The 16,360-nt window shown below is 63.1% G+C and carries 17 protein-coding genes; 14 read left to right on the top strand and 3 right to left on the bottom strand.

The window, feature by feature from the left end; translation table 11 throughout:
- Positions 1-251: 251 nt before the first annotated feature.
- From LOM8899_RS16125 to der, 3 genes are read left to right on the top strand one after another with little or no spacing between them, the layout of a single operon-like run.
- Positions 252-917 (top strand): tetratricopeptide repeat protein, encoded by a 666-nt coding sequence (locus tag LOM8899_RS16125; protein ID WP_093993282.1) that lies wholly within the window; start codon positions 252-254, stop codon positions 915-917.
- 44 nt (positions 918-961) lie between these two features.
- The gene (locus LOM8899_RS16120; RefSeq protein WP_093993281.1) at positions 962-2,296 is read left to right on the top strand and encodes a PQQ-like beta-propeller repeat protein; all 1,335 of its coding nucleotides are present in this window, start codon (positions 962-964) and stop codon (positions 2,294-2,296) included.
- 48 nt (positions 2,297-2,344) lie between these two features.
- Positions 2,345-3,799, top strand: coding sequence for a ribosome biogenesis GTPase Der (der, locus tag LOM8899_RS16115; RefSeq protein ID WP_093993392.1), 1,455 nt, complete (start codon positions 2,345-2,347; stop codon positions 3,797-3,799).
- Positions 3,800-3,858: 59 nt separating this feature from the next.
- Here der and LOM8899_RS16110 read toward each other — a convergent pair whose 3' ends face one another.
- Entirely contained in the window at positions 3,859-4,572 is a 714-nt protein-coding gene (locus tag LOM8899_RS16110; RefSeq protein WP_093993280.1) for a TspO-related membrane protein, read from the bottom strand.
- 91 nt (positions 4,573-4,663) lie between these two features.
- Between LOM8899_RS16110 and LOM8899_RS16105 the strand changes: the two genes are divergently transcribed.
- On the top strand, positions 4,664-5,944 hold the full coding sequence (locus LOM8899_RS16105; RefSeq protein ID WP_093993279.1) for a T6SS phospholipase effector Tle1-like catalytic domain-containing protein: 1,281 nt from the start codon (positions 4,664-4,666) through the stop codon (positions 5,942-5,944).
- On the opposite strand, the gene serS is transcribed toward LOM8899_RS16105, so the two are convergent.
- Both serS and LOM8899_RS16095 read right to left on the bottom strand, forming a co-directional pair.
- Positions 5,927-7,219 (bottom strand): serine--tRNA ligase, encoded by a 1,293-nt coding sequence (gene serS, locus LOM8899_RS16100; RefSeq protein ID WP_093993278.1) that lies wholly within the window; start codon positions 7,217-7,219, stop codon positions 5,927-5,929. The genes LOM8899_RS16105 and serS overlap by 18 nt on opposite strands.
- A gap of 117 nt (positions 7,220-7,336) precedes the next feature.
- The gene (locus LOM8899_RS16095; protein WP_133065052.1) at positions 7,337-9,136 is read right to left on the bottom strand and encodes a pentapeptide repeat-containing protein; all 1,800 of its coding nucleotides are present in this window, start codon (positions 9,134-9,136) and stop codon (positions 7,337-7,339) included.
- Positions 9,137-9,311: 175 nt separating this feature from the next.
- Here LOM8899_RS16095 and yajC point away from each other — a divergent pair, with 175 nt between their 5' ends.
- From yajC to LOM8899_RS23735, 10 genes are all read left to right on the top strand, one after another.
- Positions 9,312-9,596, top strand: coding sequence for a preprotein translocase subunit YajC (gene yajC / locus LOM8899_RS16090; protein ID WP_093993391.1), 285 nt, complete (start codon positions 9,312-9,314; stop codon positions 9,594-9,596).
- 83 nt (positions 9,597-9,679) lie between these two features.
- The gene (gene secD / locus LOM8899_RS16085) at positions 9,680-11,341 is read left to right on the top strand and encodes a protein translocase subunit SecD (RefSeq protein ID WP_093993276.1); all 1,662 of its coding nucleotides are present in this window, start codon (positions 9,680-9,682) and stop codon (positions 11,339-11,341) included.
- A 3-nt stretch (positions 11,342-11,344) separates the two neighbouring features.
- Positions 11,345-12,313: a protein translocase subunit SecF gene (secF, locus tag LOM8899_RS16080; RefSeq protein ID WP_093993275.1), complete on the top strand. Its 969-nt coding sequence runs from the start codon at positions 11,345-11,347 to the stop codon at positions 12,311-12,313.
- A 57-nt stretch (positions 12,314-12,370) separates the two neighbouring features.
- On the top strand, positions 12,371-12,724 hold the full coding sequence (locus tag LOM8899_RS16075; RefSeq protein WP_093993274.1) for an Mth938-like domain-containing protein: 354 nt from the start codon (positions 12,371-12,373) through the stop codon (positions 12,722-12,724).
- Entirely contained in the window at positions 12,724-13,338 is a 615-nt protein-coding gene (ccmA, locus tag LOM8899_RS16070; protein ID WP_093993273.1) for a heme ABC exporter ATP-binding protein CcmA, read from the top strand. The genes LOM8899_RS16075 and ccmA overlap by 1 nt, the downstream gene beginning before the upstream one ends.
- Positions 13,335-13,991, top strand: coding sequence for a heme exporter protein CcmB (gene ccmB, locus LOM8899_RS16065; RefSeq protein ID WP_093993272.1), 657 nt, complete (start codon positions 13,335-13,337; stop codon positions 13,989-13,991). The genes ccmA and ccmB overlap by 4 nt, the downstream gene beginning before the upstream one ends.
- A gap of 52 nt (positions 13,992-14,043) precedes the next feature.
- Entirely contained in the window at positions 14,044-14,784 is a 741-nt protein-coding gene (locus tag LOM8899_RS16060; protein WP_093993271.1) for a heme ABC transporter permease, read from the top strand.
- Positions 14,781-14,933: a heme exporter protein CcmD gene (gene ccmD, locus LOM8899_RS16055; protein ID WP_093993270.1), complete on the top strand. Its 153-nt coding sequence runs from the start codon at positions 14,781-14,783 to the stop codon at positions 14,931-14,933. Before LOM8899_RS16060 ends, ccmD begins: the two co-directional genes overlap by 4 nt.
- Positions 14,926-15,465 (top strand): DsbE family thiol:disulfide interchange protein, encoded by a 540-nt coding sequence (locus tag LOM8899_RS16050; protein ID WP_093993269.1) that lies wholly within the window; start codon positions 14,926-14,928, stop codon positions 15,463-15,465. Before ccmD ends, LOM8899_RS16050 begins: the two co-directional genes overlap by 8 nt.
- Before the next feature lie 324 nt (positions 15,466-15,789).
- Positions 15,790-16,299 carry a VPLPA-CTERM sorting domain-containing protein gene (locus LOM8899_RS23735; protein ID WP_093993268.1) on the top strand — a complete coding sequence of 170 codons (510 nt, stop codon included), beginning with the start codon at positions 15,790-15,792 and terminating at the stop codon, positions 16,297-16,299.
- The last annotated feature ends 61 nt before the right edge of the window (positions 16,300-16,360 follow it).

Genomic DNA, 16,360 nt, shown 5'->3' with positions numbered 1-16,360 from the left:
TAATTCGATCGTTGTTTATTACGCTAAACTGACCAGTTCAGATTAAAGATTCTTTGCGTTTTTCGCAAGAAAGACTTCGCAGTCGCAGAAAAGCCGCGTTCGGCCGCGATTTCACCGGCCCCGAGGGCCCCGGATCCGCCGCTTTTCCCCCTGCAAGGGGCCGGGTCTTGGCAATCCGCCATGCTTCGCGATATGAGGGGGCGGAACGATGGCAGGCCCCGGTGGCCCGGGCCGCTTGGGGGAGACGACGCGTGAGCGATTCTGACAGCTTTATCAACGAGGTAACCGAAGAGGTTCGCCGCGACCAGCTTTATGCCACCTTTCGTCGGTATGGCTGGATTGCCGTTGTCGTCGTGCTGGCGATTGTCGGCGGTGCCGCGTGGAACGAATACAGCCGTTCGCAGAGCGAAGCCGCCGCGCAGGCTGTGGGCGACGCTTTGCTGACCGCCCTCGAGGACGATGACGTCGACGCCCGGGTGGCCGCGCTGGCCGAGATCGACGCCGAGGGCAGTGCCGCGGCTCTCGTCGCCCTGATGACGGCCAACGAACAGCAGATCGCCGGTCAGACCGAGGCCGCGATCGCGACGCTCGATCGAGTCGCTATCGCGGCGGACGTGCCGCAGGATTATCGTGCGCTCGCGTCGCTGAAATCGTTGATGCTGGGTGCGGGCATCATGGATGAGGACAGCCGCCGCGCCGGGCTCGAGGCGCTTGCCGTTCCCGGCAATCCCTATCGCATGCTGGCGTTGGAGCAACTGGCGCTCGCAGAGGTTGCAGCCGGTGAAACCGACGCTGCTCTGGCGCGTCTGACGACCATGATCGAGGATGCGGAGGCCACGGAAAGCTTGCGCGAAAGAGCTGTTGGCCTGATTGTGGCCTTGGGGGGCGAGTTGGCCTCCGATCCGGCGGCCAACTGAGCTGACTGACCGCGGACCCGGAACGAAGAAAAAGACGATAGGGCATGGCAGTGGCACACAGCACATTTCTCCGATCCAAGGCCGGTTTGGCGCTTCTGGCCCTTTCGTTCGTCGCCGCCTGTGCCGAACCGGACGTGATCCTTCCCGGCGAGCGCCTTGACCTGCGCGACGGTATGCCGGGGGCTGAGGCGCCCTTTGTCAACGCCGCCCGACCGATTGCGCTGCCTGCCGCCAGGACCAATGCGAATTTCACCCATCGTGCCGGGAGTGCCACGCACCAATTGACCCATCCCGCGCTCGGCGCGTCGCTGACCCTCGCCTTTTCGGCCCCGATCGGTGAGGGCAATACACGCCGCAATCGTATCACCGCCGATCCCGTGGTGCTGGACGGCCGGGTGTTCACGATGGATGCGCTGGGTGTGGTGTCGGCCTTTACGACCGGCGGACAGCCGTTGTGGTCGCGCAGCCTGATCCCGCCGACAGACCGCGCGGGAGAAGCCTCGGGCGGCGGCTTGGCAGCCGCCGGAGAGACGGTCTATGCCACGACGGGCTTTGGCCGGTTGGTCGCGATGGACGTCGCGACCGGCGGCGAGCGCTGGGTGCAGGACCTGGATGCCAGCGGAGGTGCTCCCACGGTGGCGGGTGATCTGGTCTATGTCGTTGCCCGCGACAGCCGCGCCTGGGCCATTGAGCGATCCTCGGGCCGGGTTGCCTGGACGCTGGACGGCACCCCGTCCACGGCAAATTTCGCCGGCGGTGCCGGACCTGCCGTCAATAATGACGTGGCGATATTCCCGTTTCCGTCCGGCGAGGTTCTGGGCGCATTTCCGCAAGGCGGCTTGCGCCGCTGGTCAAGCGTGATCGCGGGGGCTCGTCCCGGCGAGGCCGGATCGCTTTCGGCCAATGACATCTCGTCCGACCCGGTCATTCTGGGCGATACCGTCTATGTGGGCAACCTGTCTGGCCGCGTTGTCGCCATGCAGGCAACCACAGGAGAGCGCCTCTGGACCGCCACGGAGGGTGCCCTGTCGCCGGTCGTGCCGGTGGGTGGATCGCTCTTCTTGGTCAACGATATCAATGAATTGGTTCGTCTCGATGCGAGCGACGGCACGCCGATTTGGCGTCAGCCTTTGCCGCAGTCCGAAGAAAGCGGTGGTTTGACCCGCCGGACCAGCCGGTTCGTCCATTTTGGACCGATCCTTGCGGGTGGCCGCCTTGTCGTGGCGTCGTCGGACGGCGTCTTGCGCAGTTTCGACCCGGTGTCGGGCGCCTTGGTGAGCGCAGTTCCGCTGCCCGGCGGGGCCGCTTCGCACCCCGTCGTTGCGGGCGGCGTTTTGTACGTTGTCTCGGCCGATGGTCAACTGATGGCTTTTCGTTAGCGCCGTTTGGGTGTATCGGCCATAACCTGATCCCGGGATATGGATGCCATGACCTTTACCCTCGCCATTGTGGGCCGCCCGAATGTGGGCAAATCCACACTGTTCAACCGCCTAGTGGGCAAAAAGCTGGCTTTGGTCGACGACCAGCCCGGTGTGACCCGCGACTTGCGCGAAGGGGCTGCCCGTCTGGGTGACCTGAAGTTTACCGTGATCGACAGCGCCGGGCTGGAAGACGCCACAGACGACAGCCTGCAAGGCCGGATGCGCCGGTTGACCGAGCGCGCCGTCGAGATGGCGGACATCTGTCTGTTCCTGATCGACGCCCGTGTCGGCGTGACCCCGGTGGACGAAGTCTTTGCCGATATTTTGCGCCGCAAGAATGCCCACGTGATCGTGGCCGCCAACAAATCCGAGGGCAAGGCTGGCGATGCGGGCTATCTGGAGGCGTTTTCGCTGGGCCTTGGCGAGCCGGTTCGCCTGTCGGGCGAGCATGGTGAGGGCATCACCGATCTGCTTCAGGTGCTGATGCCGATTGCCGACGAGCTGGAAAAGGCCGCAGAGGACCAGCCGTCCTTTGAGCCCGAGACCGATGTGGATGTCGAGGATGGCGACGAGGAGCTGGCCCCGAGGGTGCCGACCAAGGCCAAGCCTTTGCAGATCGCCGTGGTCGGCCGTCCGAATGCCGGCAAGTCAACGCTGATCAACAAGATCTTGGGCGAGGAGCGGCTGCTGACCGGCCCGGAAGCCGGGATCACCCGTGACGCAATCTCGCTCGCGATCGACTGGGAAGGCACGCCCGTTCGTATCTTTGACACGGCGGGAATGCGCAAGAAGGCCCGGATCGAGGACAAGCTCGAGAAGATGAGCGTGTCGGACGGTCTGCGTGCGGTCCGCTTTGCCGAAGTGGTCGTTGTGTTGCTGGACGTCGAGATCCCGTTCGAGCAGCAGGATCTGCGCATTGCCGATCTGGCTGAGCGCGAGGGCCGCGCGGTCGTGATTGCCGTCAACAAATGGGATACGGAAGACCACAAGCAGGACAAGCTCAAGGAATTGCGCGAAGCCTTCGAGCGGTTGCTGCCCCAGTTGCGCGGCGCGCCGCTGGTCACTGTCTCGGCCAAGACCGGCAAGGGGCTGGACAGGCTGCACGGCGCGATCCTGAAGGCTCACGAAGTTTGGAATCGTCGCATTTCGACCGCCAACCTGAACCGCTGGCTGGCCGGAATGCTGGAACAGCATCCGCCGCCCGCGCCGGGCGGCAAGCGGATCAAGATGCGCTATGCCACGCAGGTCAAGACCCGGCCGCCGGCTTTCGTGGTCATGACCTCCTATCCGGAGGCGGTGCCCGAGAGCTATTCGCGCTATCTGATCAACGGGTTGCGTATGGATTTCGACATGCCCGGCACGCCGATCCGTCTGACCCTGCGCGATCAGGGGCAAAAGAACCCGTTCAAGGGGCGCAAGAAGGCGCAGCCGTCACGCTTGTCCAAGCACCTCAAGAAGTGACCTGAAGGCCGCGCCTAGGGCGCGACACCTTTGTGCGCGAGCCCCCTGACGGGGGCCGCTCAGGCCGCCTGTCGCGACCGGCGTTCTACGATCAGAGCGCCGAGCAGGATGACGATGCCTGCGCCTGCGGTCATCGAGATGCTGAGGTTGTCGGTCTGATTGGCCACAATGATCCCGACGAGCGCCCAGATCACCGTCAATCCGTAGGCCGGTGCGTTGTAGGCCTGGCGCTGCGTCAGCAGGGTCACCACCAGAGCCAGCCCAATCCCGATATAGGCCCAGCCCTGCGCATCCGTCACCAGGCCGTAGCCGGCCATGGTGCTGCCCAACGAGACGAAGGAGGCGGCCGTCAACCAGCCCGCATATATCGCCACCGGCACGCGGAACCACCATTTGTCGCGCCGTGGTGCGCTCCAGAGAGCGCCGATTGCGGTGACCGCCATCGCAAAGATGAGCACCGTTGCCCAGACCGCACTCTCTCCCGCGACCCAGAGCCACGGTGTGCCGATTGCAAGGCTGAGGATCAACGGCCCGCGCGCCCGGTTCCAATCGGCGCTGTCGGCCCGTTTCGCGATGCCGAAAACCGCCGAAACCACCAGCCAGCCGTAAATCAGCCCCCAGATCGAGAAGGCGTAGCCCGCCGGCTGGATCGGCGGATCGATCTGCGGGATTGGCAGTTGCCCCGATTCGAATCCGCTGAACGGCGGTGTGACGAGGGGCGACAGCACGAAGCTGGCGGTGAACAAAAGTGTCAGGATGGATTTTGTGTGCATGGCCCCTTAACTCACATCGGCGCGAAAAGGTCCATGAAGGACTGGTTTTCCCGCCTTGACCTAGGGTTACCTTAGCCCTGTAATCGTGAATATGAAGCGAATTGCCATCTTTATCGACGGAACATGGAATCGTCCTGACGCCGAGCATCCGACGAATGTGGTGCGATTGTCGCGCTGTGTGATGCACTCGGACGCCGAGGGCTATCCTCAATGTGTGATCTATTCGCCGGGTGTCGGGGCGGGGCAGGGCAACAACAGGCTGGCCCGCCGGATGGACAGGATGCTTGGCGGCGCTCTGGGCTGGGGCCTGACCGATATCATTGAGCAGAGCTATCGCAATCTCGTGTTTGCCTATGAGCCGGGCGACGAGATCTACATTTTCGGCTTTTCTCGGGGCGCCTTTGCTGCCCGCTCTCTGGCAGGGCTGATCCGCTGTTGCGGTATCCCGCCGCGCCGCCATCTGGCCCGGATTCCCGAGGCGATGGCCCGCTATGTCGCGAGGGGAAAGACGTTTCATCCCGAAGATCCGTCGAGCTACGAATTTCGTGCCGATTTCGCCCCTTATACCGCCACCAGTTCCAAGGAATTGCAGTGGCGCCTGGGCCGCGGCGACGAGGCGATCAGGCTGACGATCGCCTATCTGGGCGTGTGGGACACGGTGAAGGCCCTGGGTCTGCCCGGCTTTGTCCCGATGGCCGCCCGGTTCAACGCGCAATACGAGTTCCACGACGATCAGCTTAGCTCGTCGGTGCTGTCTGCCCGTCATGCGGTGGCGATGGACGAGCGCCGCAAGACCTTTCCCTCGCTGCGCTGGGGCAATGTCGAGACGCTCAACGCCGAGGAGGGCGGTCACGCCAAGGGTGAGGTGCCCGCCTATGCGCAGCAGTGGTTTCCGGGCGACCACGGCTCTGTCGGAGGCGGCGGTGCGCGTGTCGGCCTGTCGTCGGTGCCGCTGATGTGGATCGCGCAGGGGGCGGAGCGCGCCGGCCTGCGCCTGTCGTGGCCGGAATTCGACCGGGTGACGCCCCGCTTTGATCCGGTGGGCGAGCATTTGACCAACAAATTCGGCCCGGTCGGCCTGACGGGAGCGTTTCTGAACGCGATCAAGACGGATCGCGAGGGCCTGAAGGAGGTGCGTGATGTATCGGTTGCCTTGCTGGACCGGGTGCAGCGCGATTCGGGCTATCGCCCAGCCGGGCTGCGCTTTGTGCGTGACGAGTTGCTCGACCGTCCGGCGTCGGAGGTCGCGGCGCTGCGCGACATGATGGTCGCCCGTGACGGTGGTCCGACGCACGAGCCAGACGAGGTGACGCGGCCGCGCCCTTGGGAGCCGCCGCGCAATGCGCCGTTGCCGTCAGACCAGAGAGCCTGACGCGTCGATCCGGGTTTTCCCCCGCAGATAGGGGTGCAGGACGGCGGGCAGGGTGACGGAGCCGTCTTCTTCCTGCCCGTTCTCGAGCACCGCGATCAGCGTCCGCCCGACGGCGAGGCCGGAGCCGTTGAGCGTGTGCACGAATTCGGGCTTGCCCCCGGCGCTGGGTTTGTAGCGGGCGTTCATCCGGCGCGCCTGATAGGCGCCGCAGGTGGAGATCGAGCTGATCTCGCGGTAGGTGTTCTGCCCCGGCAGCCAGACTTCGATATCGTGGGTCCGCCGTGCGCCGGCCCCCATGTCGCCGGAGCATAGGATCACTGTCCGGTAGGGAAGTTCCAGCTTTTCCAATATGTTCTGGGCCTGAGTTGTCATGCGAGTGTGCTCGGCGTCCGAGGTTTCGGGGGTGCAGACGGTGACCATCTCGACCTTTTCGAATTGGTGCTGCCTCAACATCCCGGACGTATCCCGCCCGGCGGACCCGGCCTCGGAGCGGAAGCAGAGCGTGTGGGCGGCGTAGCGGCGCGGCAGGTAGCTCTCTTCGATGGTCAAGCCGTTGACGATATTGGTCAAAGTGACTTCGGCAGTGGGGATGAGCCACCAACCGTTGGTCGTTTGGTAGCTGTCCTCGCCGAACTTGGGAAGCTGCCCGGTGCCGACCATCATTTCCTCGCGCACCAGCACGGGGGTGATGGTTTCCGTCAGGCCATGCTCTTCGACGTGGGTGTCGAGCATGAACTGCGCCAAGGCCCTGTGTAGACGGGCGACGGAGCCCGAAAGCAGGACGAAGCGGGAGCCGCTGAGTTTCGCGGCCGTCTCGAAGTCCATCCCGTCTTGGACAGCGGGAATGTCATAATGTTCAAGGGGTTGGAAGGCGAAGTTGCGCGGGTTTCCGTAGCGGTGGATCTCGACGTTGTCGGCCTCGTCCTTGCCGTCGGGGACGTCGTCGTAGGGGATGTTGGGGATGCCCAAAAGCAGCGCCTGCAATTCGGCGTCCTTTGCCTTGGCCCCGTCGTTGAGGCTCGCGATTTGTGCTTTGTTTTCGGCCACTTGGGCGCGGAGGCGTTGGAATTCGTCCTCGTCACCACGCGCTTTGGCGGCGCCGACCTCTTTGGCGGCCTTGTTGGCCTCGGCCTGCGCGGTTTCCGCCTTTAGGATCAATGCCCTACGGGCTTCGTCCAGCGCCAGCACTTCCGACGACATCGCAGAGAGACCACGGCGGGAAAGCCCCGCGTCAAAGGCTGCGGGGTTGTCTCGGATGGCGCGGATATCGTGCATTTGGCTCACCAATGGGCTTGGGTTTCGGATGCCCTCATATGCCGCAGGACGCCCTGATTGGGAACCGCGAATTTGGGTGGGGTATCACGTCGGTCTGCCGTCGGTATCGCGTCGGTGTCATTTGTCGGTGGCTGGCGGCAGGGTGGCCTGCCATGAGTGCCATGCAGTCTCGAATTCGTCGTAGTCGAGTTCGGTCTTTGGCCAATGGTCGGGCCAATCGTCACTGGTCGCGCCGTGTCCGCCGGGTAGGGTGACAGAGGCGTCTCCGAAGACGTCTGCGACGTGATCCGCGATTTGTGGTATGTTGGTAAAATCCACACTTCTCACCGCTGCACCTCGAAGAGTAGCAGCGGTGAGAAGTGTGCGGTCGCTGAATTGCGCCTCCCTGAGGTCTGCCCCCTCCAGATGCGCCCCCCCGAGGACTGCCCCCTCCAGATGCGCCCCCCAGAGGTCTGCCCCCTCCAGATGCGCCCTCCTGAGGTCTGCCCCCTCCAGATGCGCCCTCCTGAGGTCTGCCCCCTCCAGATGCGCCTCCCCGAGGACTGCCCCCTCCAGCTGCGCCTCCGTGAGGACTGCCCCCTCCAGATGCGCCTCCCCGAGGACTGCCCCCTCCAGATGCGCCTCCCTGAGGTCTGCCCCCTCCAGATGCGCCTCCCTGAGGTCTGCCCCCTCCAGATGCGCCTCCCCGAGGACTGCCCCCTCCAGACGCGCCCCCCAGAGGTCTGCCCCCTCCAGATGCGCCCTCCTGAGGTCTGCCCCCTCCAGATGCGCCCCCCTGAGGTTTGCCCCCTCCAGACGCGCCTGTGCCAGATCGCTGCCATTAAGCCGTGCGTTCCTCAGACGCGCGCCTTGCAGGTCGCTTTGGTAGAAGCGAGCATTTTCAAGATCGCCGGATTCAAAATGAGCGTTGCGGAGGTTGCAGTTGCGCAGGTCGAGGACATAGGGCCTTGGTTGGGTGCGCCACGCCGATAGTTTATCGCGGTAGGTTTGGCGCGCACTATGCCATTGTTCGAGCGAGTCTTTATCGCCGCCTTTGGGGTAGGCCGGAAAGATGAGGCCGAGTTTGGCAAAGGCAGGGAGGCCGCCGCGTTCCACCGATTTCTGCGGCTCGGTGCGACGTCCGATCACGTTGATCGCCATTTGTATGTCGGCGCGTGATTTTTCGTCCTCGAGCGCAGTGGTGTGCGCTTCTTTCCAATCCTCAAGCTCTTGTTTGTAGCCCTTGGCCTTGTCTGCCGCGAAGCGCGGGCATTCGGGCAGTGGTTCCCCATCTGGGGCGAGTAGTGGGGGTGCATCGGATGCTTTGGCATTCTCGCGGATATAGGCGGTGAGGATTTCCATGATCTGGATGTGCACATCGAGGTTGTTTTTCGCCAACCGTTCGAGGGCAAGGATCGCGCCGATGCGGACTTCGATGTTGGGTTGGGTCTGTTCGACGTAGCCGACATGATCCTCCTGATCGTATTTCGGCAGTTTAACAGTCTTTTCTGTGCCCAGCCCGATGATGCCTGCATTGATTCTGTCTGTGAGCAGCCCTTCTTCTGTCGCCTTGGTCTGCCGTTCGGTGGTGAACACACGGATCAAAGCGAGCGGTGCGCCGATGATCCCGCCGAGTGCTGTGATCAAGCCGACGAGAGCTAGGACGTGCCAGCGCAGGTTGTCGCCCTCCATTTCCTGTCGGAATTGGAAGATGACCAGCCAGAGGCCATAGAGGACGGCGCAAAAGATCAAGATCCAGATCGGGGTGAGTAGCTTTGCTGCCGCGATGATTGAGGGCATGATCGCCAAGGGTTTGGCCCGACGAGCGGGGCTTGTGGCGAGAAACACGAGGGCTGACGACAGCGCCAGCCCGAGCAGGGTAACTCCGCCCCAGAACCACTCGGGCGCGATGTTCAAGGTGACTGTTCCTGCGTCCATTCGCCTCGTTACCCCTTTGCACTGCACTCGTCCGCCCCCATATGGCCAGAAACCGGCTCTTTTGGGAACGGCTTTTGGGCTTTGCGTGCAGTTGCCAATCCCATCGCCCGACACTACAAGGCCCTTGAATTTTCGCCACGGGCGCGCTGCCCTTTGACCAACAAGAAGGACCGCCATGCAAGGCCTAGAATCCCTCGTCCCGCTGATCCTCATTTTTGCGATCATGTATTTCCTGCTGATCCGTCCCCAGCAGAAGAAGCTCAAGGAGCATCAGGCGATGGTTGCCGCGCTGCGCCGTGGCGATCAGGTGATCACCCAAGGTGGCATCATCGGCAAGGTGACCAAGGTGAAGGACGACAACAACGAGGTCGAGATCGAGATCGCCTCTGGCGTCAACGTCCGCGTCGTCCGTTCGACCATCGCGACCGTGACCAGCAAGACCGAGCCCGCCAAGGCCTGATCCCTTCTGCCGACGGTGGACGCGCCCTTGATCGGGGCGCGCGTCCGCTTTGCTCCTGACCGATCCGCCTGAGAGGCCTCTTGATGCTCCAGTTCAGTCTGTGGAAACAGCTTTCCATCGTTGCGGTGGTCTTGTTTGGTTTGGCGCTGGCTCTGCCCAACGGTTTTTACAATCGTGTCGAGCAATCGAACGATGCCCGCGTGGTGATCGAGTCCGGTGTGACCAACCCGGAGCTGGAGGCTCAGGCCGGTCAGTGGCCGTCGTTCCTGCCGTCGAACCTCGTCAATCTGGGGCTCGATCTGCGTGGTGGTGCGCATCTGCTGGCCGAAGTGGCCGTCGAGGACGTCTACGAGACCCGCATGGACGCCTTTTGGCCGGAAGTCCGCGACGTGCTGGCCGAGGAGCGCGATACCGTCGGGTTCGTCACCCGCGAGGACAGCGCCCCCGACACGCTGGTGGTTCGTATCTCGCAAGCCTCGGGTGTCGAACGTGCCGTCGAGTTGATCCGCGGTCTGGCCCAGCCGGTCGTCAGCCTGACCGGCGCGGGCGCCTCCGATATCGTGGTCACCGCCAATGGCCCGTTGCTCACGGTTGCCCTGAGCGAGGCCGAGCGCGTGGCGACCGACAATCTGACCATGCAGTTGGCGCTGGAGATCGTGCGCCGCCGGATCGACGAGGCCGGCACCCGCGAGCCGACGATCCAGCGTCAGGGCGAGGACCGCATTCTCATTCAGGTGCCCGGCGTCGGTTCGGCCCAGGAGGTGAAGGACCTGATCGGCACGACCGCTCAGTTGACCTTCAACCCCGTCGTCACCCGCACCAACGATCCCGCCACACCCGCCGGGTCGGGCAATGTGCTTGCCCCGTCGCTGGATGAGGAGGGTGTCTATTATGTGATCGAGCGGTCGCCCGTGGTGACCGGCGAGCAGCTTGTCGATGCCCAGCCCGCGTTTGACCAGAACGGCCGCCCCGCGGTGAATTTCCGCTTCAACCCCAACGGTGCCCGTGCCTTCGGCGACTATACCGCCGAGAACATCGGGGCGCCCTTTGCGATCGTGCTGGACGGCGAGGTGATCTCTGCCCCGACCATCCAGAGCCATATTGCCGGCGGCTCCGGGATCATCACCGGCCAGTTTACCGTCGAAGAGACGACCAACCTCGCGGTTCTGCTGCGGGCCGGGGCTCTGCCTGCGGAGCTTACCTTCCTCGAAGAGCGCACCATCGGCCCGGAACTGGGCCAAGACAGCATCGACAAGGGCAAGCTGGCCGCTATGGTCGGCGCGGCTCTGGTCGTGGTCTTTATGGCGCTGACCTACGGCCTGTTCGGCTGGTTCGCCAATATCGCCCTCGCCATCAACCTCTGCCTGATCTTCGGCGTTCTGTCGCTTCTCGGGGCGACCCTGACGCTGCCCGGCATCGCAGGGATCGTGCTGACCGTCGGCATGGCGGTAGACGCCAACGTGCTTGTCTTCGAGCGGATCAGGGAAGAGTTGCGCACCGCCAAGGGCCCGGCCAGAGCGATCGAGCTGGGCTATGAGCGCGCCTTGTCGGCCATCCTCGATAGCAACATCACCACCCTGATCACCGCCACCATCCTCTATGCCGTGGGCTCCGGCCCGGTGCGTGGATTTGCGATCACCTTGGGGCTGGGCATTCTGACATCCGTGTTCACCGCGATTTTCGTCACCCGTCTTCTGATTGTCTGGTGGTTCGCCCGCCGTCGCCCCAAAACGATTGAGGTTTGAGCCATGCGGATGCGTCTTGTTCCAGACAACACCAATTTCGATTTCTTCCGCTATGCCGGAGTGACCTTCGGCGCGTCGGTGGTGCTGTTCGTGGCCTCCATCGCGGTGTTCCTCGTGATGGGCCTGAACTTCGGCATCGATTTCAAGGGTGGCACCACGATCCGCACGGAGAGTGCGGCTCAGGTCGATGTGGGTGCCTATCGCGCCGCCATCGATCCGCTGCAACTGGGCGACGTCTCGATCACCGAAGTGTTCGACCCGACCTTCCGCGAGGATCAGCACGTCGCGATGATCCGCATCCAGGCCCAGGAGGGCGAGGAGGCTGTGGCAGGCGAGACGGTTCTGGCGGTCGAGGCCGCGCTTCAGACCGTGGACCCGTCGATCACCTTTCCGGCGGTGGAAAGCGTCGGCCCGAAGGTTTCCGGCGAGTTGATCCAGTCGGCGATTCTGGCCGTGGTCGGGGCGCTCGTCGCCATCGTGATCTATATCTGGCTGCGCTTTGAATGGCAGTTCTCGGTCGGTGCGGTGACTGCGCTGGTCCATGACGTGGGCCTGACCATCGGTCTGTTCTCGCTGTTGCAGATCAAGTTCGATCTTGCGATCATCGCCGCACTGCTGACCATCGTGGGCTATTCGATCAACGACACGGTGGTGGTGTTTGACCGCGCCCGCGAGAACCTTCGCAAATACAAGGTGATGCCGCTGGTCGAAGTGCTGAACCTGTCTGCCAACGAAACCCTCAGCCGGACCTTGATGACCAGTGGCACGACCTTGCTGGCGCTGATTGCGCTGCTCGCCTTGGGCGGCGACGTGATCCGGGGCTTTGTCTTTGCGATCACATGGGGCATTCTCGTCGGCACCTATTCGTCGATCTATGTGGCCAAGAACGTGGTGCTGATGCTGGGCGTGAAACGTGACTGGTCGGGCGTCAAGAAGCCGACGGGCAACAAGTTCTCCGATATCGACGCCTGAGCGGGGCGTCGACCTGCGGATTTTCCGTATTTGGAGCCAAAAGAAGCGGAGACCGGTATGCGATTGAACGAGATCACCTATACCGACGCGGTGCCGGTCGACGGCTACGGCCCGGGCTTTTTCCGGATCGGCGGCAAGGTCTTGGAGGGCCCGGTTCTGGTGTTGCCGACAGGCGTGAAGTCATGGGGCGGGTTCGACGATCTGGAGCCGCTTCTGGCCATGACGGACGCCCTGGATGTTCTTTTCATCGGGACCGGAGCGGAAGTGGCGCATTTGCCCAAGGCGCTGCGCGATCCGCTGGATCAGGCGGGCTTGGGTGTAGAGGCCATGGCATCGCCCGCGGCCTGCCGCACCTACAACATCCTGCTTAGCGAGGGCCGCCGGGTCGGCCTGGCCTTGATCCCGGTCTGATGCTGACGGTGGACGCCCTAGCCGTTGCCCGTGGGGGCGTTCCGGTTTTGCAGGGGGTGTCTTTTAAGGTGCCTGACGGGACGGCGCTGATCCTGCGTGGCCCCAACGGCATCGGCAAGACGACCTTGCTGCGCAGTCTTGCGGGGCTTCAGGAGCCACTGTCCGGCACCGTGACCGGCGCGGGCGAAGAGTCCGCCTATGCGAGCCATGCGGATGGCGTCAAAGCCGCGCTGACCGTGGAAGAGAACCTCGCTTTCTGGGCCGAAGTCTACGGGCGCGCCGTGCCGGAAGAGGTATATGCCGCCTTTGATCTGGAGCCGCTGCGGGCCCGCTTTGCCGGCACGCTGTCCTCTGGCCAATCCCGCCGCTTGGGGCTTGCCCGTTTGGGCGTCATCGGTCGCAGGGTGTTGTTTCTGGACGAGCCGACGATTTCGCTCGACGCTTTCTCCGTCAGGATGTTTGCCGATTGGCTGCGTGACGTGCATTTGGCCGCGGGCGGAGTGGCGGTCATTGCCACCCATATCGATCTGGGCCTTGACGCGCCTGTTCTGGAGCTGTCACCTTTTGTTGCCGCGCCGGAGGCCACCGGCGGGTCGGACGAGGCGTTTCTGTGAAGGCCCTCGTCTTGCGCGATCTGCGTCTTGCGGTCCGGGCCGGGGGCGGCTTTGGCCTTGGTTTGGCGTTCTTTCTGATCGTGGTGGTGCTGGTCCCGTTTGGTGTGGGGCCGGAGGCCGACATACTGCGACGGATCGCGCCGGGCATCCTGTGGGTCGCGGCCCTGTTGGCGGCCCTGTTGTCGCTCGACCGGATTTTTGCGCTGGATTTCGAGGATGGTTCCTTGCCTCTGCTGGCGACCTCGCCGCTGCCTCTGGAGGCGGTGGCGTTGGCCAAGGCCGCTGCCCATTGGGTGACCACGGGCCTGCCGCTGACGCTGGTTGCGGTGCCGTTGGGTGTGTTGCTCAACCTTGCTCCCGAGGCATACGCTTGGCTCTTGGCGGCGCTGGCCCTCGGCACGCCGGCGTTGTCGCTAATTGGCACTTTCGGTGCGGCCCTGACGGTGGGGTTGCGGCGCGGTGGGCTGCTGCTGTCGCTGCTGGTGCTGCCGTTGTATGTGCCGACGCTGATCTTCGGCGCCGAGGCCGTCCGACGCGGCGGCGAGGGCTTGGCGGCCACGGTGCCGATGCTGATGTTGGGCGGTATCACGGCGGGGACGCTGGCGGTGATGCCATTTGCCGCGGCCCTCGTGTTGCGGATCAATCTACGGTGAGTGCGCCATTGAGGCCCATTGAGCGCACCGGCGCGGCGGGGTAGGAGAGCTTATGTCGATCTGGGAATATGCCAATCCGAAGAAGTTCGTCGAGTCGACGACGCCGATCCTGCCGTGGCTCTTTGCGCTGGCGGGGCTGAGCCTCGTGGTCGGCCTTGTCTGGGGGTTCTTTTTCACCCCGGATGACTTCCGCCAAGGGTCGACCGTCAAGATCATTTACCTGCATGTGCCCAGTGCGTTGATGGCCATCAACGCGTGGCTGATGATGCTGGTGACCTCGCTGATCTGGCTGGTGCGCCGCCATCATGTGAGCGCGCTGGCGGCCAAGGCGGCGGCCCCTGTGGGCATCACCATGACGCTGATCGCGCTAGCCACCGGCGCCATCTGGGGCCAGCCGATGTGGGGCACCTATTGGGCGTGGGATCCGCGCCTGACCTCGTTTCTGATCCTGTTCCTGTTCTACCTTGGCTATGTCGCCCTGTGGGAGGCGATCAGCGACCCCGATACCGCCGCCGATCTGACAAGCGTGCTGTGCATCGTGGGCAGCGTCTTTGCGCTGCTGAGCCGGTATGCGGTGAACTTCTGGAATCAGGGCCTCCACCAAGGGGCGTCCCTGTCGCTGGACAAGGAAGAAAACGTGGCCGACGTGTTCTATCAACCTTTGTTGGTGTGTATCGCGGGGTTCGTGCTGTTGTTTCTGGCGCTGGTGGTCCTGCGCACCCGCACAGAGATCCGCCTGCGCCGTATACGCGCGCTCGAGATGCGTGCACGTCGGACGGGAGTGTCTGCATGATGCCTGATCTTGGGAAATACGCCGACGCGGTGCTGGGTGCTTATGCGGCGAGTATCGTTCTGCTGGTGCTGATCGTGTGGCTGAGCTGGCGCAAGGCGGTGTCGGTGCGCAAGCGGTTGGCCGAGGTGGAGGGCCGCACCGATGGCTAAGATCTCGCCCCTCGTCGTAATCCCACCCGCGATTTTCGCGGCACTGGCTGGATTGTTCTTTGCGGGCATGATGCGGGACAATCCGGACGAGTTGCCCTCGACCTTCATCGGTCGGCCCGCCCCCGGCCTGCCGGACGAGGCCCTGCCGGGCACGACGATGCTGACTCGCGCCGATCTGGAGAGCGGAGAGGTGACAGTTGTCAACTTTTGGGCCAGCTGGTGTCCGCCGTGTCGGGCCGAACATCCGACGCTGCATGCGCTGACCGAAGAGGGTATCCGCGTGGCGGGGATCAATTTCCGCGACGATGTGGGGAACGCCCAAAGCTATTTGGCCGACGAGGGCGACCCCTTCTTTGCCACCGGCCTCGATCCGCGCGGCCGGGTGTCGATCGACTGGGGCGTGACCGCGCCGCCGGAGACCTTCATCATCGATGGCGATGGCACGGTGCTCTTTCGCTTTACCGGTCCGATGATCGGCAGCGATTACGAGCAGCGGTTTCGGCCTGCGCTGGATGCCGCCCTAAGTGATTAGCGCCCGTTTGTAAATCGAAGAGAGCCTCGTAGATCGTTCCATTTAGAACAGATGACTTGCGCAAACCTGTTCGTTTGTTTCCACGGGCCGTCGATCCAAATCGAGAATCACCCAAACCGCTACAGCACATCGTCGGCTTCAGATTTATCAAGTTCGGGTGTAATTATATTCCGAGATTTCATCGCTTTATTCAACTTTGTTGCAAAATTCGTTCATTTGCTTAAGCTTCTTGCCATCTAGCTGGGGGCCGTATTTTAAATTTCCTTCCTCAGCGACGATTCATTGCCATGTTGACTAGAATTTTCTGTAACTTGGGGGACTAAAATGCTGACTAAATTATTAGGCGCCGTTGCGATTGCGAGCTTGCCCACGCTAGGCGCAGCGGCAACTTTGACTGGCGACACGATCGACTTCACTGCAGACGTAGGGGTATTCGCGGCAACCGATGTGCTGGTCGGGGCTGGTGTGGATACAACCGCAGGCGCTTTCTCGTTCGATTTCGATGCGGGAGTCGGCGGCGATGAGTTCATCTGGTCGGCGTCGGATTCAGGCTCGCTTGCCGGGTCGATCGGGATCAGTCTTACAGATCTGGATTTCGATGATGGCAGCTTGCTTATCGATTTCTCTTTGGATGAGACCCTGCTGACCGATCTGGCTTGGACGATTACGGACGATAGCGTCGTGTTCACCTATTCCAGCACGGGCTTTATTGGGCCGGGAACGGTTTTGTCGGGGTCTTTTGTCACCGCTGCTGTCCCGCTTCCCGCAGGTCTGCCGCTCTTGTTGACAGCACTCGGCGGGATCGCACTTTTGCGTCGCAAGCGCGCGGCCTGACGCAACAAGACTTGAGTCTGACAGAATGAGTGTGCCCGATTTCAATCGGACACGCTCTCAC

It is taken from the genome of Flavimaricola marinus, from assembly GCF_900184895.1.
Lineage (GTDB): Bacteria > Pseudomonadota > Alphaproteobacteria > Rhodobacterales > Rhodobacteraceae > Flavimaricola > Flavimaricola marinus.
The sequence above is the reverse complement of the archived record's forward strand: the minus strand, read 5'-3'. Positions and strand labels throughout refer to the sequence as shown.

What these genes read in the sequence shown, in the direction of transcription:
- LOM8899_RS16120 (WP_093993281.1), top strand. Translation starts at nt 962, where the DNA reads ATGGCAGTGGCACACAGCACATTTCTCCGATCCAAGGCCGGTTTGGCG.
- der (WP_093993392.1), top strand. Translation starts at nt 2,345, where the DNA reads ATGACCTTTACCCTCGCCATTGTGGGCCGCCCGAATGTGGGCAAATCC.
- LOM8899_RS16110 (WP_093993280.1), bottom strand. Translation starts at nt 4,572, where the DNA reads ATGCACACAAAATCCATCCTGACACTTTTGTTCACCGCCAGCTTCGTG.
- LOM8899_RS16105 (WP_093993279.1), top strand. Translation starts at nt 4,664, where the DNA reads ATGAAGCGAATTGCCATCTTTATCGACGGAACATGGAATCGTCCTGAC.
- serS (WP_093993278.1), bottom strand. Translation starts at nt 7,219, where the DNA reads ATGCACGATATCCGCGCCATCCGAGACAACCCCGCAGCCTTTGACGCG.
- LOM8899_RS16095 (WP_133065052.1), bottom strand. Translation starts at nt 9,136, where the DNA reads ATGGACGCAGGAACAGTCACCTTGAACATCGCGCCCGAGTGGTTCTGG.
- yajC (WP_093993391.1), top strand. Translation starts at nt 9,312, where the DNA reads ATGCAAGGCCTAGAATCCCTCGTCCCGCTGATCCTCATTTTTGCGATC.
- secD (WP_093993276.1), top strand. Translation starts at nt 9,680, where the DNA reads ATGCTCCAGTTCAGTCTGTGGAAACAGCTTTCCATCGTTGCGGTGGTC.
- secF (WP_093993275.1), top strand. Translation starts at nt 11,345, where the DNA reads ATGCGGATGCGTCTTGTTCCAGACAACACCAATTTCGATTTCTTCCGC.
- LOM8899_RS16075 (WP_093993274.1), top strand. Translation starts at nt 12,371, where the DNA reads ATGCGATTGAACGAGATCACCTATACCGACGCGGTGCCGGTCGACGGC.
- ccmA (WP_093993273.1), top strand. Translation starts at nt 12,724, where the DNA reads ATGCTGACGGTGGACGCCCTAGCCGTTGCCCGTGGGGGCGTTCCGGTT.
- LOM8899_RS16060 (WP_093993271.1), top strand. Translation starts at nt 14,044, where the DNA reads ATGTCGATCTGGGAATATGCCAATCCGAAGAAGTTCGTCGAGTCGACG.
- ccmD (WP_093993270.1), top strand. Translation starts at nt 14,781, where the DNA reads ATGATGCCTGATCTTGGGAAATACGCCGACGCGGTGCTGGGTGCTTAT.
- LOM8899_RS16050 (WP_093993269.1), top strand. Translation starts at nt 14,926, where the DNA reads ATGGCTAAGATCTCGCCCCTCGTCGTAATCCCACCCGCGATTTTCGCG.
- LOM8899_RS23735 (WP_093993268.1), top strand. Translation starts at nt 15,790, where the DNA reads ATGCTGACTAAATTATTAGGCGCCGTTGCGATTGCGAGCTTGCCCACG.